Source organism: Pseudomonas sp. RL (assembly GCF_000647775.1).
GTDB classification, from domain to species: Bacteria; Pseudomonadota; Gammaproteobacteria; order Pseudomonadales; family Pseudomonadaceae; genus Serpens; species Serpens flexibilis.
In genome coordinates, this window is sequence record NZ_JBOY01000001.1 from 54322 (window position 1) to 67882 (window position 13561).

General features: G+C 67.3%; 12 protein-coding genes. 5 read left to right on the plus strand and 7 right to left on the minus strand.

What is annotated here, in order from left to right; translation table 11 throughout:
* Positions 1–62: 62 nt before the first annotated feature.
* Genes AS93_RS0100285 through AS93_RS0100295 form a run of 3 tightly spaced genes read right to left on the minus strand, consistent with a single transcriptional unit; the run spans position 63 to position 2283 of the window.
* Positions 63–1004, minus strand: a complete 942-nt coding sequence (locus tag AS93_RS0100285; protein ID WP_037008237.1) for a ZIP family metal transporter — start codon at positions 1002–1004, stop codon at positions 63–65.
* A 42-nt stretch (positions 1005–1046) separates the two neighbouring features.
* Entirely contained in the window at positions 1047–1997 is a 951-nt protein-coding gene (locus AS93_RS0100290; protein WP_027588711.1) for a homoserine kinase, read from the minus strand.
* Between the two features lie 7 nt (positions 1998–2004).
* Complete coding sequence (locus AS93_RS0100295) at positions 2005–2283, minus strand: DUF2782 domain-containing protein (RefSeq protein ID WP_027588712.1); 279 nt, start codon at positions 2281–2283, stop codon at positions 2005–2007.
* 74 nt (positions 2284–2357) lie between these two features.
* Here AS93_RS0100295 and polA point away from each other — a divergent pair, with 74 nt between their 5' ends.
* Positions 2358–5117: a DNA polymerase I gene (polA, locus tag AS93_RS18480; protein WP_037008238.1), complete on the plus strand. Its 2760-nt coding sequence runs from the start codon at positions 2358–2360 to the stop codon at positions 5115–5117.
* Between the two features lie 218 nt (positions 5118–5335).
* On the opposite strand, the gene yihA is transcribed toward polA, so the two are convergent.
* Positions 5336–5974 (minus strand): ribosome biogenesis GTP-binding protein YihA/YsxC, encoded by a 639-nt coding sequence (gene yihA / locus AS93_RS0100310; RefSeq protein WP_027588713.1) that lies wholly within the window; start codon positions 5972–5974, stop codon positions 5336–5338.
* A gap of 204 nt (positions 5975–6178) precedes the next feature.
* Here yihA and AS93_RS0100315 point away from each other — a divergent pair, with 204 nt between their 5' ends.
* The 4 genes from AS93_RS0100315 to AS93_RS18485 all read left to right on the plus strand — a co-directional run bounded on the left by AS93_RS0100315 (position 6179) and on the right by AS93_RS18485 (position 10072).
* Positions 6179–6811 carry a c-type cytochrome gene (locus AS93_RS0100315; RefSeq protein ID WP_027588714.1) on the plus strand — a complete coding sequence of 211 codons (633 nt, stop codon included), beginning with the start codon at positions 6179–6181 and terminating at the stop codon, positions 6809–6811.
* Between the two features lie 133 nt (positions 6812–6944).
* A complete protein-coding gene (locus AS93_RS0100320; RefSeq protein ID WP_027588715.1) occupies positions 6945–7574 on the plus strand; it encodes a thiol:disulfide interchange protein DsbA/DsbL in 630 nt (209 codons plus the stop codon).
* Positions 7575–7601: 27 nt separating this feature from the next.
* Positions 7602–8456, plus strand: coding sequence for an endonuclease/exonuclease/phosphatase family protein (locus AS93_RS0100325; protein WP_027588716.1), 855 nt, complete (start codon positions 7602–7604; stop codon positions 8454–8456).
* Between the two features lie 5 nt (positions 8457–8461).
* A complete protein-coding gene (locus tag AS93_RS18485; RefSeq protein ID WP_051587290.1) occupies positions 8462–10072 on the plus strand; it encodes a GGDEF domain-containing protein in 1611 nt (536 codons plus the stop codon).
* A 3-nt stretch (positions 10073–10075) separates the two neighbouring features.
* Here the strand turns inward: AS93_RS18485 and AS93_RS0100335 are convergent, their stop codons facing one another.
* The 3 genes from AS93_RS0100335 to AS93_RS0100345 form a co-directional block, all read right to left on the minus strand.
* Positions 10076–10573: an acyl-CoA thioesterase gene (locus AS93_RS0100335; RefSeq protein ID WP_037008239.1), complete on the minus strand. Its 498-nt coding sequence runs from the start codon at positions 10571–10573 to the stop codon at positions 10076–10078.
* A 113-nt stretch (positions 10574–10686) separates the two neighbouring features.
* On the minus strand, positions 10687–12054 hold the full coding sequence (locus AS93_RS0100340) for a glutamine synthetase family protein (protein WP_027588718.1): 1368 nt from the start codon (positions 12052–12054) through the stop codon (positions 10687–10689).
* 22 nt (positions 12055–12076) lie between these two features.
* Positions 12077–13483, minus strand: coding sequence for an aspartate aminotransferase family protein (locus AS93_RS0100345; protein ID WP_027588719.1), 1407 nt, complete (start codon positions 13481–13483; stop codon positions 12077–12079).
* Between the last annotated feature and the right edge of the window lie 78 nt (positions 13484–13561).

Genomic DNA, 13561 nt, shown 5'->3' on the forward strand with positions numbered 1-13561 from the left:
CGTAGGGTGGCCAACGCGTTGCGCTGGTTACCGTGGCACCCCGCACCAACTTCCGCCGGCGATCAGCCCAGCGCGGTATCCAGGAACATCATCACCCCGAAGCCGGCCATCAGGCCGATGGTCGCCGGCGTCTGGTGACCGTTGCGGTGGGTCTCCGGAATCACCTCGTGGGAGACCACGAAGATCATCGCCCCGGCCGCCAGGCCCAGGCTGATCGGGTAGGCGACCGCAAAACCGCTGGAAATGCCCAGGCCGACCAGCGCGCCCAGCGGCTCCATCAGGCCCGAGGCGATGGCCACCAGCACCGCGCCGAACATCGACATGCCCACCACCCGCAGCGCCAGCACCACGGCCATGCCCTCGGGGATGTCCTGGATGGCGATGGCCGAGGTGAGCGGCAGGCCGACGCCGAGGTCGCCGGCCGAGAAGCTGACGCCGATGGCCATGCCTTCCGGGATGTTGTGCAGGATGATCGCCAGCACGAACAGCCACACCCGGTTCAAGCGCTCGCAATCCGGGCCGCAGGGGCCGGTGCTCTCGTGCTCGTGGGGGGTGAAATAGTCGAGGCCGAGCATCAGCAGCACGCCCAGCGCCAGGCCGGTCACCACGGTGAACGCCGCGGCCGGCGCGTTGCCGAAAATGCCTTCGGCCGCCTCCAGGCCCGGCAGGATCAGCGAGAAGGCGCTGGCCGCCAGCATCATGCCGGCGGTGAACCCCAGCATGCTGTCCTGGGTACGTACATGGATGGTGCGCAGCCCCGCTGCCAGCAGCGCGCCCAGTGCGGTGGTGGCAAAGCCGGCGCCGCCCCCGAGCAGCGCGTAGTTGAGGTGTACGCTGTGGCCGTTGCGCAGGGCGTAGACGATGCTGGCGATCAACAGGCCGATCACCACGGCGGCGGCTGCCAGCAGGCCATAGGTAATCAGCGGGTTGGCCCTGGCACGGGCGGCCCAGCCGCTGCGCAGTTCGGCATACAGGCTGTTCGGCAACGACTGGCTTTGGTCCATGGCAACGACTCCGCACGAAACGATGCGTCGAGCTTGCTCCGCTCAGAGCGCGAAAGGCAATGCCGAGTCGACCTGCTGCCGCCGGGCGAGCAGCCGGCGGAACTCGTCCGGGTCCTTGATCAGCACATCACGCCCGCGGTTCTCCTCGGCGGCGATCAGGCGCGACAGCCAGAATCGCAGGCAGGCGACGCGCAGCATGGTTGGCCAGAGTTCGGCTTCGGCCGGATGGAAGCGCCGTCGCGCCGAGTAGGCGCCCAGCAGCGCCTCGGTGCGCGCCGGGTCAAGATGCCCGTCGGCGTCCGAGCACCAGTCATTCACGCTGATCGCCAGGTCGTAGAGCATCGGGCCCGAGCAGGCGTTGTAGAAGTCGATCACGCCGGTCAGGTGGCTGCCTTCGAACAGTGCGTTGTCACGGAACAGGTCGGCGTGCAGGTTGGCCCTCGGCAGGGACCGCAGGCGGCCGGCCTGGTCGTGCAGTTCGGTCAGCGCGCCACGCAGCAGTGGCAGGTGCTCCTCGGGCAGGCCCAGGGCCAGGCTGGGACCCTGCTCCAGCATCCAGGCCAGTCCGCGGTCGCTGGGGCGCTCCAGGGGGGCATCGCAGGTCGCCAGGTGCAGGCGCGCCAGCCAGTCGCCCAGCTCGGCGCATTGGTGCGCATTCGGCGCATGCACGTGCCGGCCGGGCAGGCGCGGTTGCAGCAGCGCGGGCTTGTCGGCCAGCCGCCGCAGGGCTTGACCCTCGCGGGTACGCAGGGCGAAGGGCACCGCCAGTCCGGCGTCATGCAGCACGTCGAGCAGCTGGATGAAAAATGGCAGTTCGTCCTGCGCGCCGCGTTCCACCAGGGTCAGCACGAACTCGCCCTGCTCCAGGCTGACGAAGAAGTTGCTGTTCTCGGTGCCTTCGGCGATGCCCTGGAAATCCACCAGGCGACCTAGCCCATACGGGGCCAGGAAGTCTTCCAGTTCGTGGTGCTCGAGCGGGGTGAACACGGACATGGCGGCACTACCAGCGGAAGATTTCCCAGGCGGGGATCAGCATGTCGGGCTTGTCGGCGCGTACGAAGTTGTCGCTGCCGTCGGCGCGCACCAGGTAGTAAGGCTTACCGTTCTTGGGCGTTATCTTGATCGCGTACAGGAAGCCGTTGACCCGGAATTCCTCGATGCGTTTGTCGCCCTCCTGGCGGATGGTGACGTCCGGTTCGGCATCCACCGAATCCTGGGCCGCAGCGTACAACGGCAGGGCCAGCAGGCCAGCCAACAGCAGGTGATTGAAAGCGCGCATGGTACCCTTTGCCCCGACATTTCCATAAACAGGTACGGACATTCTAGCGCCGTGCCCGCGCAAAAGGTCTGCACATGAGTCAAGCGCCCCTCGTCCTGGTGGACGGTTCGTCCTACCTGTACCGCGCCTTTCACGCCCTGCCGCCGCTGACCACTTCGACCGGCCTGCCCACCGGGGCGGTGAAGGGTGTGCTGAACATGCTGCTCAGCCTGCGCAAGCAGTATCCGGACAGCCCCTTCGCGGTGGTCTTCGACGCCAAGGGGCCGACCTTCCGCGATGAACTGTTCGAGCACTACAAGTCGCACCGCCCGCCGATGCCCGACGACCTGCGTGTGCAGGTCGAGCCGCTGCATGCCACGGTGCGGGCGCTCGGTCTGCCGCTGCTGTGCGTGGACGGCGTGGAGGCCGACGACGTGATCGGCACGCTGGCGCGGCGCTGTGCCGACGCCGGCCGCGACGTGGTGATTTCCACCGGTGACAAGGACATGGCGCAGCTGGTCTGCCCGCGCGTGTGCCTGGTCAACACCATGACCGGCAGTGTCTATGACGTGGAAGGCGTGAAGAGCAAGTTCGGCGTCGGTCCGGAGCTGATCATCGACTACCTGGCGCTGATGGGCGACAAGGTCGACAACATCCCCGGCGTGCCCGGGGTCGGCGAGAAGACCGCGCAGGGCCTGCTGAACGGTATCGCCGGCGGGCTGGATGGCCTGTACGCCAATCTGGATCAGGTTGCCGCGTTGCCGATCCGCGGCGCCAAGACGCTGGGGGCCAAGCTCGCCGAACACCGGGAGGCGGCCTATCTGTCCTATCAGCTGGCAACCATCAAGACCGATGTGGCGCTGGAGGTGGACATCGAGGCACTGCATCCGGGCGAGCCGCAGCGCGAGGCGCTGATTGAGCTGTATCGCCAGCTGGAATTCCGCGCCTGGCTGGACGCACTGCTGCGCGAGGCGCCGGCTGCACCGGTCGCTGCAGGCGCCACGGACGACCTGTTTGCCGAGTCGGCGGGTGCAGAAGCCGCGCCCGCGCAGTACGTGACCCTCACCGATCCGGCCGACTTCCAGACCTGGCTGAAGCGGCTGGGCACGGCCGAGTACATCTCCTTCAATACCAAGCTCAACGGCGCCGACCCGCAGCAGGCCGAGCTGGTCGGCCTGGCCTTCGCCGTGGCGCCTGGCGAGGCGGCCTACCTGCCGCTGGCGCACAGCTACATGGGCGTGCCGGCGCAGATCGATCGCAGCGAGGCGCTGGCCGCGCTCAAGCCGCTGCTGGAGGATCCGGCGCGGCCGAAGATCGTCCAGCACGGCAAGGCGGACATCGAGGTGCTGGTGCGCTACGGCATCGCCCTGCGCGGCGTGGCCTTCGACACCATGCTCGAATCCTACGTGCTGGACTCCACTGCCACCCGCCACGACCTGGACAGCCTGGCGCTGAAGTATCTGGGGCGCAGCACCACACGCCTGGAAGATATCGCCGGCAAGGGCGCCAAACAGCTCAGCTTCGACCAGGTGGCCCTGGATCAGGCCGGTCCCTACGCCGCCGAAGGCGCGGACGTGGCGCTGGCGCTGCATCGGGTGCTGTGGGAGCGCCTGCAGGCGATTCCCAGCCTGGCCGGCGTGTTGCGCGACATCGAGATGCCGCTGATGCCGGTGCTGGCGCGCATCGAGTGCAATGGCGCCTACGTGGATGCCCAACTGCTCGGCAAGCAGAGCCTGGAGCTGGGCGAGCGCATGGTGGAGCTGGAGCGCGAGGCCTACTCGATCGCCGGTGAGGAGTTCAACCTCGGCTCACCCAAGCAGCTGTGCGCCATCCTCTACGACAAGCTGGGCCTGCCGGTGCTGGCCAAGACGGCCACCGGCCAGCCGTCCACCGCGGAAAGCGTGCTGGCCGAGCTGGCCGAGGACGGCTATCCGCTGCCGCAGGTGATCATGTACTACCGCCAGGTCAGCAAGCTGAAGAGCACCTACACGGATCGTCTGCCGGAGCAGATCAATCCGCGCACCGGGCGCATCCATACCAGTTATCACCAGGCGGTGACCGCCACGGGTCGCCTGTCCTCCAGCGACCCGAACCTGCAGAACATCCCGATCCGCACCGCGGAGGGCCGCCGCATCCGCCAGGCCTTCGTCGCGCCGCCCGGCTACCGGCTGCTGGCCGCCGACTACTCGCAGATCGAACTGCGCATCATGGCGCACCTGGCGCAGGACGCCGGTCTGCTGAACGCCTTCCGTCAGGGACTGGACGTACACCGTGCGACCGCCGCCGAAGTGTTCGGCGTGCCGCTGGACCAGGTCAGCGGCGAGCAGCGCCGCCGCGCAAAGGCGATCAACTTTGGCCTGATCTACGGCATGAGCGCGTTCGGCCTGGCCAAGCAGCTCGGCGTGGACCGCAAGGAGGCCCAGGCCTACATCGACCTGTACTTCGCCCGCTACCCGGGCGTGCTGGCCTACATGGAACGCACCCGCGAGCAGGCACGCGAGCAGGGCTACGTGGAAACCCTGTTCGGCCGCCGCCTGTATCTGCCGGAAATCCAGTCGCGCAACGGCGCCATGCGCAAGGCCGCCGAGCGCACCGCGATCAACGCGCCCATGCAGGGCACTGCCGCCGACATCATGAAGCGCGCCATGGTGGCGGTGGACGGCTGGCTGAGCGAGAGCGGCCTGGACGCCCGGGTGATTCTCCAGGTGCACGACGAACTGGTGCTGGAGGTGCGCGAGGACCTGCTGGCGCAGGTACGCGCGCCGCTGATCGGCCTGATGAGCCAGGCTGCGGAGCTGTCCGTGCCGCTGCTGGTCGAGGCCGGCGAGGGTGCGAATTGGGACGAGGCGCACTAAGGATGTGGTCGGCCGCGAAAATTTTTTCACGGTCGGCTGAACTTATTCCGAAGAGGGTGTGTCAGAGCCTCTGAATGGGTGAAGCCGTTCAATGCTCCTTGTTGTGTTTAGTGTTGGCAGATATCTGATCGCCGCTTGGCGAGTCGGAGTTGAACCTCGAACTTCCCCCTCCCCATACGAAGTTCGAGGTTTTTTTTGCCTGCGATTCTGCTCCCGCGTCAGGCGTCCGCGCGGGCTTCTTCACCCAGGCCCAGCCAGCGGGCCAGCACGGCCTGGGCCTCCTCGATGCCCTGGCGCTTGGGGGCGGAAAACAGCTGCACGCTGATGCCGTCCCCCCAGCCCTGGCGCACGTCCTTCTGCACCTTGAGCAGGGCGTTCTTGGCAGCGCCGAAAGCCAGCTTATCGGCTTTGGTGAGCAGGATATGCAGCGGCATGCCACTGGTGTGCGCCCAGTCGAGCATCATGCGGTCGAACTCGGTCAGCGGGTGGCGGATATCCATCATCAGCACCACGCCGGCCAGGCTGGCGCGGCTGCCCAGGTAGGCCTCCAGGTGCATCTGCCAGTGCTGCTTGAGCGGGATCGGCACCTTGGCGTAGCCGTAGCCGGGCAGGTCAACCAGGCGACGCTCATCGTCCAGGCGGAAGAAGTTGAGCAGCTGGGTGCGGCCCGGCGTCTTCGAGGTGCGCGCCAGGTTGGCATGCGTCAGGGTGTTCAGGGCGCTGGACTTGCCGGCGTTGGAACGGCCGGCAAAGGCGATCTCGCGGCCGAGGTCGGGCGGGCATTGATCCACCTTCGCAGCACTGATGAGAAAGGTGGCCTGTTGGCACAACCCGAGGATCGGATTCTTGGTAGACATGAGGATTTCCAAGGTGCGACCCGGGGTCGCAGGGGGCGGTTTCGTTTCCGTTTCAGCGGCGCAAGTATATAATGCCGCCGATTTTGTGTGCGCTTTGCTCCACTGCCGGAGCGAAGCCGAACGGGACCATGACGCCAGAACGCGCACAGACGCGGGCCTTCGGACCGAGCTCCCTCTCACCCTTAGCCGTTATTGGATTAGCTGATGAACAAAGTACTCGTGAGTCTGCTGTTGACCCTGGGCCTGACCGGCGCCGCACAGGCCGCCGGCGACGCCGCAGCCGGTCAGAACAAGGTCATGCTCTGCTCCGCCTGCCACAACGCGGACGGCAACAGCGCAGCGCCGAACTTCCCGAAGCTGGCTGGCCAGGGTGAGCGTTACCTGCTCAAGCAGATGAAGGACATCAAGGCCGGTTCCACCCCGGGCGCCCCCGAAGGTGTAGGCCGCAAGGTGCTGGAAATGACCGGCATGCTGGATACCTTCAGCGATCAGGACCTGGAAGACATCGCCGCCTACTTCGCCAGCCAGAAGGGCAGCATCGGTGCCGCCGACCCGGCGCTGGTCGAGCGTGGCGAGGCCCTGTGGCGCGGTGGCAAGCTGGCCGAGGGCATGCCCGCCTGCACCGGCTGCCACGCCCCGAACGGCATCGGCAACGCCGCCGCCGCCTATCCCAAGTTGAACGGCCAGCACGCTGCCTACATCGCCAAGCAGCTGACCGACTTCCGCGAAGGCGTACGCACCAACGATGGCGACACCATGATCATGCGCGCCATCGCCGCCAAGCTGAGCAACAAAGACATCCAGGCGCTGTCCAGCTATATCCAGGGCCTGCACTGATTGTCGTGAAGACGGAAAAAGGGTGGCGCGAGCCGCCCTTTTTTTTTGCACCTGTGGTTAAAATCCGGGCAACGCACCGGCGGCACAGCGGCCAAACGGCCGACGCCGATTTTTCAGTCGAGGAGTTCTTTGCATGCGCACGCTGCTTTTCAGTGCCCTGCTGGCCGTTGCCAGTCTGCTTTCCATCCCCGCCCACGCCGCCGACTACCGTGCCGGCAAGCACTATGTCGAACTGAACAGCCCGGTCCCGGTGTCGCAACCTGGCAAGATCGAAGTCGTCGAGCTGTTCTGGTATGGCTGCCCGCACTGCTACGAATTCGAACCGGTGCTCAACGCCTGGGTGGAAACCCTGCCCGATGATGTGAATTTTGTCCGCGTGCCGGCCCTGTTCGGCGGCGTGTGGAACACCCATGGACAGCTGTTCATCGCCCTGGAGGCCATGAAGGTCGAGCCGCAGGTGCATGAGGCGATCTTTGCCGCAGTTCACCGTGAAGGCCGTAAGCTGGCCACGCCGAAGGAGATGGCCGAATTCCTGGCGGCCCAGGGTGTCGATTCCGAGGCATTCCTGAAGACCTACAACTCCTTCGGCGTAAAGAGCCAGATGGAAAAGGCCAAGAAGCTGGCCATGGCCTACCAGGTCACTGGCGTTCCGGTGCTGGTGGTCAACGGCAAGTACCGGCTGGACCTGGGCTCGGCGGGCGGTCCCCAGCAGGCCGTTGCCCTGGCCGACCATCTGATCGCCCGCGAGCGGGCAGCGCAGTAGAGACGCCCGAGTGGCGCGGTTCCGATCATGCTCAGACAGCGTATCGTGAGAGCTCCTTCGCAACGTGAACCGCGCGTCAATCCCCGCAGCGGCAAGCCCGCGGGCCTGCCGGCGGACGGGCGCCTGCGCCTGCTCAGCTTCAACATCCAGGTGGGCATTTCCACCCAGCGCTATCACCACTACCTGACCCGCGGCTGGCAGCACCTGCTGCCACACGCCGGGCGCGGGATGAACCTGCAGCGCATCGGCGAGCTGCTGGCCGATTACGACCTGGTGGCCTTGCAGGAGGTGGACGGCGGCAGTCTGCGCTCGGGTTTCGTCAACCAGGTCGAGCACCTGGCGCAGCTCGGCGATTTCCCCTACTGGTATCAGCAGCTCAATCGCAACCTCGGTCGTTTCGCCCAGCACAGCAACGGCGTGCTCAGCCGCCTGCGCCCGCAGCATCTGGAAGACCATCCGCTGCCCGGCCCCGCCGGGCGCGGCGCCATGCTGCTGCGCTTCGGCGAGGGTCCGGACGCCCTGGCGGTGGTGATGATGCATCTGGCACTGGGCGCGCGCGCGCGCACCCGCCAGCTGTCCTACATCCGCGAACTGCTCGGCGACTTCCGTCACATGGTGTTGATGGGCGACATGAATACCCAGGCGGTGGAGCTGCTCGAGCATTCGCCGCTGCGTGATCTCGGGTTGATCGCTCCCCAGGTGTGCGCCACGTTCCCCAGCTGGCGCCCGCAGCGTTGTCTGGACCATATCCTGCTCAGCCCGGAGCTGGGGCTGGAGCGGGTCGAGGTGCTGGACGCGCCGATTTCCGACCACCTGCCGGTGGCGGTGGACATTCGTCTGCCGCACGGTTCGGTCGACCAGCTTCCCCAGCGGCGCGAGTGACCCGCATGACGCGCACCCTTGACGGCCAGACTGCCCACCCGTCCCTTGAACAGCAGCAGCGCCTGCGCGAACAGGCGCTGCTGACCGAAATCGACCTGCTGCGCCGCACCCTGGTGCGTTGCACCCTGGCCATCCGTGATCCTGCGCCGGCCATCGAGCTGTGCCTGCGCGATCTGCGCCAGGCGCTACGCGGCAAGGAAACGCTGTCCGGTCTGCGCGCCCTGCTGCCCCGCCTGGAAAACGTGCTGGCGGAAAGCGAATACCTGCGAGCCAGTCGCATGAGCCGGGAACTGGTGGCGCTGTCCGCCCAGGTGGCACGCCTGGAGGGGCAGTCGCTGCCACCGGCCTTGCGCGAGGCCATCGGCGAGTTTGCCCGCAACCTGACCGGGGCGCTCCCCCAGCAGGTCGAACTGGTGGCGCTGCAAAAGGCCTTCGGCGACCTGCAGTGGCAGGTGATCGAACACTCACTCGCCCAGCGCAACCCGTCGGCGGGCCTGTTCAAGCGTTTGCTGGGCAGCCAGGAGGCCACCCCGGTCCTCGCTATCACGCCGCAGCCCCTGATTGATGGTTTCGCCGAGGTCTTGCGCGCCCTGCTCAGCCAGTCGGCGTTGCCCATGAAGTACCAGATCCAGTTGCGTCGGCTGCTCGGGCGGTTGCACGGCGAGGTCGAGACGGACGCGCTGATCGGTCTGGTCGATGGGTTGGGCGAGCTGGTACTCGAGGCGGGCGAAGATCAGCTGCAGTTGCTGGATTTCCTGACCGGACTCAACGAACGCCTGGCTCAGTTGCAGACCGGCCTGGAAAGCCTTGGCGCCGAGAGGGCGGAGGGCTCCGCGTTGGCCGAGGATCTCGACCAGTCACTGCGGCGCCAGGTGGACGACATGCAGGCGGCCGTGAGCGGTGCGACGGACCTGGAGGCCCTCAAGCAGAGCATCTCCTGTCGGCTGGAGGCGCTGCTGGATGGGCTTGCCGAGCAGCGTTCGCAGCGCGAGGTGCGCGACCTGGCCCTGACGGCATCGTTGCAGCAACTGTCGACGCGCATCATGGAGCTCGAGCGCGAGGCGGAGGTCTGTCGCGACCAGCTCAACGAGCAGCGGCGCGAGGCGCTGCGTGACCCGCTCACCGGGCTGGCCAACCGCACGGCCTGGAACGCCGAGGTACAGCAGGCGCTGGAGCGCCGGCGCAAACAGGGCGGCGAGCTGGCACTGGCGGTGCTGGACGTGGATCACTTCAAGCAGGTCAATGACCGCTTTGGCCACCTGGCCGGTGACAAGGTGCTCAAGCTGATCGCGGAAATCATCAAGCGGCGCATGCCGACGGGTGGATTCCTTGCACGGTACGGTGGCGAGGAATTCGTGCTGCTGCTGCCCGGCTACGATCTGCCTGCCGGCCGCCTGCTGCTGGAGGACCTGCTGTCGAGCATCCAGACCTGTCCCTTCCACTTCAAGGGTGAGCGGTTGCCAGTCACCCTGTCCGCCGGTCTGGCCTGCTTTGGCCCCGATGAAGAGGCGGCCGACGAGGTTTTCCAGCGTGCCGACCTGGCCCTGTATCGGGCCAAGCAGCTGGGGCGCAACCGCCTGGTGGTGGATGGTGTGGCGGAGTCGCCCGACCCCTGAGGCTCAGAGGTCCGGCTGGCCTTCGCGCAGCGCCTTGTAGCGCTGCTCCAGCTCGGCGCGGATGCGCCTGCGCTGTTCGGCCTGGGCAAAGCGGCGGCGTTGTTCGCGGGTCTTGAGTTCCAGCGGCGGCACGGCGGTGGGCTTGCCGCTGCTGTCGAGCGCCACCATGGTGAAGAAGCAGCTATTGGTGTGGCGTACCGAACGCTGGCGAATGTCCTCGGTGATGACCTTGATGCCGATCTCCATGGAGGTGCGGCCGGTGTAGTTCACCGAGGCCATGAAGGTCACCAGTTCACCGACATGCACGGGCTGGCGGAACATCACCTGATCGACCGACAGGGTCACCACGTAACGGCCGGCGTAGCGGCTGGCGCACGCGTAGGCCACTTCGTCCAGGTACTTGAGCAGCACGCCACCGTGCACATTGCCCGAGAAATTGGCCTTGTCGGGGGTCATCAGCACCGACATCGAGAGTTCGGAGACTCCGGCGGGGTAGTCCATCGTGGTACACCAGCTCTATTGCGGAAAACGGGCGGAACAATACCTGAGGTGCGGCATTCTGTCGCCTGTCAATTGCCTATCAGTCTTATAGGGCTGTCGTGCCGGTCAGCCCGTCACGCCTGCCCGAGGTACCAGCGCCAGTCCTGTTCGCCCACTTCGGCCATGAACTGCCGGTACTCCTCGCGCTTGATGGCCAGGTAGACACGCAGATAATCGGCTCCGAGCGCCTGCCGCGCCCAGGCGGAGGCCTCCAGGCTGTCCAGTGCGCTGAGCCAGTCGCAGGGCAAGGCGGGCTGGCCCTGGGCATAGCCGTTACCGGTCACTGGCTCGCCGGGATCCAGGCGTTCGCGGAGGCCGAGATGCGCGCCGGCCAGCACCGCCGCAGCGGCCAGGTAGGGATTGGCGTCGGCGCCGCAGATGCGGTGTTCGATATGCCGGCTGGCGGGCGGGCCGCCGGGGATGCGCAGGCTGACGGTGCGGTTGTTGACGCCCCAGCTGCAGTTCAGCGGCGCGTAGCTGTGGGCCTGGAAGCGTCGGAACGAGTTCGCGTGCGGGCAGAACAGCGCCAGGGACTCCAGTAATGTGGCCTGCATGCCGGCCAGCGCCTGGCGCAGCAGCGGCGTGCCGGCCGGATGCTCGCTGGCAAACAGGTTGCGTCCTGCGGCGTCGGCCAGGCTGACATGCAGGTGCAGACCGTTGCCGGCACGTGCGGCGAACGGCTTGGCCATGAAGCAGGCCTGCTTGCCGTGCCGATGCGCCACGCCCTTGACCAGGCGCTTGTAGCGCACGGCTTCGTCCATCGCCTGCAACGCATCGAAGCGATGCTCCAGGGTCAGCTCCAGCTGGCCCGGTGCGTACTCGGAGATCGCCGTGCGCAGCGGCAGGCCCTGTGCCTCGCAGGCGGCGTACAGGTCATCGAGAAACGCCTGTTGCTGCTCCAGCTCGTAGACCCCATAGACCTGCACGCTCTGCGGGCGCAGGCCGTTGTCCTGGCGGGCCGGCTGCGGCTCGGCCTGCGAATCCTCGCGCCGATCCAGCAGGTAGAACTCCAGCTCGGCCGCCATCACCGGCTGATAGCCGTCAGCCTGCAGCGCCTCGACGACCCGAGCCAGCACGTGGCGCGGGTCGGCGTGGCTGGCCGGGCGGCCCTGCTCGGGATGCATGCTGACCTGCACTTGGCCGGTGGGCTGAGTGCGCCAGGGCTGCAGGCAGAGGCTGCCCGCCAGCGGATAACTCCAGCAGTCGGCATCGCCGACTTCCCAGACCAGCCCGGTCTCCTCGACATCCTCACCGTTGATGGTCAGGCCGAGGATGGTGCTGGGCAGCGGCCGACCGTCGCGGTAGATCGCCAGCAGCTCGTCGCGGTGCAGCAGCTTGCCGCGGGGCACGCCGTTGCTGTCGATGAGGAACAGTTCGACCAGGCGCACCTCGGGATGCGTGGCAAGGAAGGCTTCGGCCTCCGCGGGATCGGCAAAACGCATGGGACCTCCTGTCCGCTCCGGTTCAGCCTCGGGCGCCGGGGAGTGCCAGCAGCTCGCCAAGCCCCTCGTCGAGCGCGCCCAGCAGGCGCTGCACCTCGTCGGGCCCGGTTTCCGGGCTGCACAGCAGCATGTTGTGGAAGGGGGTGATCAGCACGCCCCGGTTGATCAGGTAGAGATGCAGCGCCTGCTGCAGCGCGTCGTGGAAGGCGGCTTCGGCCTCGGCCCCATTGCGCGGTGGGTGGACACGGAACTGGAACTCGCAGCGTGCGCCGAGCTCGCTGGTCGTCCAGTCCAGCCGGTGGGCGGCAAATAGATCGCGCAGTCCCTCGGCCAGCTGCGCGGCACTGCCCAGCATCCGCTGGTAGGCGGTGTCGGTCATCACCTCCTCCAGGTTGACCCGCAGGCAGTGCATGGCCAGCGCATTGGCCGCCAGGGTAGTGCCCATGCCGCTGTGACCGTGGCCATTGATCTCCGGAGCGGCCAGCGGCTCGCGGGCATGCTGCTGGGCCAGCTGCATGGCCTGGGCCATGGCGCGGCTGAAACCGTACACGGCGCAGGACACACCGCCGGCAATCGCCTTGCCGAGGGTGAGGAAGTCCGGCTTCAGGCCCCAGGCACGGGTGCAGCCACCCGGGCCGGCCGACAGGCTGTGGGTTTCATCGAGGATCAGCAGGCTGCCATAACGGCTTGTCAGCTCCCGGGCCTGCTGCAGGAAGCCCGCCTCGGGCAGCACCAGGCCGATGTTGGTCATCGCGGGTTCGCAGAGCAGCGCGGCGATGTCGCCCTGGCTCAAAGCGGCCTCCAGGGCGGCTGGGTCGTTGAACGGCACCACGCGGGTGTGCTGGGTCAGGTTGCGTGCCTGGCCGATCAGCCCGGGGCGATGTACCGTGCGGCCTTCGCGGCCGCGCACCAGGGTTTCGTCGACGCTGCCGTGGTAGCAGCCGTCGAACACCAGAATCACCTTGCGGCCGGTGATGGCTCGCGCCCAGCGCAACACGAAGCGGTTGGCGTCGCTGGCCGACCCGGCTACCTGCCAGCAGGGCAGGCCGAAGCGCCCGGCCAGTAGTTCGCCGGCGCGCACGGCGTCCTCGCCGGGCAGCATGGTGGCCAGTCCCCGGGCACCCTGCTCGGCCAGCGCGCGGGCGATGGGCGCCGGCGAATGGCCGAACATGCTGGCGGTGTCGCCCAGGCAGAAATCCAGGTATTCATGGCCGTCCACGTCGAGCAGGCGAGCTCCGCGCGCCTCGGCCACGAACAGCGGCGCCGGGGTGGACCAGTCGCTCATCCAGTGCATGGGCACGCCGCCATACAGGCTGTGGCGCGCGCGCTCGGCCAGCCGAACGCTGGCGGGATGGCTATCGAGAAAACGCTGCCGCTCGCGGGCGGCGAAGCGTTCAACGGCGGAGTCGGCAATCCCACTGGCAGTCATTTTGAACGCCTCGTGCGTTTTTTTGCACATGCTGGGAGCGCCACCGGGAGCTGTCAAGCGCTCGCTTCCGGCCGGGCG

Coding starts and splice junctions, on each gene's coding strand:
- AS93_RS0100285 (WP_037008237.1), bottom strand. CDS start 1,004: ATGGACCAAAGCCAGTCGTTGCCGAACAGCCTGTATGCCGAACTGCGC.
- AS93_RS0100290 (WP_027588711.1), bottom strand. CDS start 1,997: ATGTCCGTGTTCACCCCGCTCGAGCACCACGAACTGGAAGACTTCCTG.
- AS93_RS0100295 (WP_027588712.1), bottom strand. CDS start 2,283: ATGCGCGCTTTCAATCACCTGCTGTTGGCTGGCCTGCTGGCCCTGCCG.
- polA (WP_037008238.1), top strand. CDS start 2,358: ATGAGTCAAGCGCCCCTCGTCCTGGTGGACGGTTCGTCCTACCTGTAC.
- yihA (WP_027588713.1), bottom strand. CDS start 5,974: ATGTCTACCAAGAATCCGATCCTCGGGTTGTGCCAACAGGCCACCTTT.
- AS93_RS0100315 (WP_027588714.1), top strand. CDS start 6,179: ATGAACAAAGTACTCGTGAGTCTGCTGTTGACCCTGGGCCTGACCGGC.
- AS93_RS0100320 (WP_027588715.1), top strand. CDS start 6,945: ATGCGCACGCTGCTTTTCAGTGCCCTGCTGGCCGTTGCCAGTCTGCTT.
- AS93_RS0100325 (WP_027588716.1), top strand. CDS start 7,602: ATGCTCAGACAGCGTATCGTGAGAGCTCCTTCGCAACGTGAACCGCGC.
- AS93_RS18485 (WP_051587290.1), top strand. CDS start 8,462: ATGACGCGCACCCTTGACGGCCAGACTGCCCACCCGTCCCTTGAACAG.
- AS93_RS0100335 (WP_037008239.1), bottom strand. CDS start 10,573: ATGGACTACCCCGCCGGAGTCTCCGAACTCTCGATGTCGGTGCTGATG.
- AS93_RS0100340 (WP_027588718.1), bottom strand. CDS start 12,054: ATGCGTTTTGCCGATCCCGCGGAGGCCGAAGCCTTCCTTGCCACGCAT.
- AS93_RS0100345 (WP_027588719.1), bottom strand. CDS start 13,483: ATGACTGCCAGTGGGATTGCCGACTCCGCCGTTGAACGCTTCGCCGCC.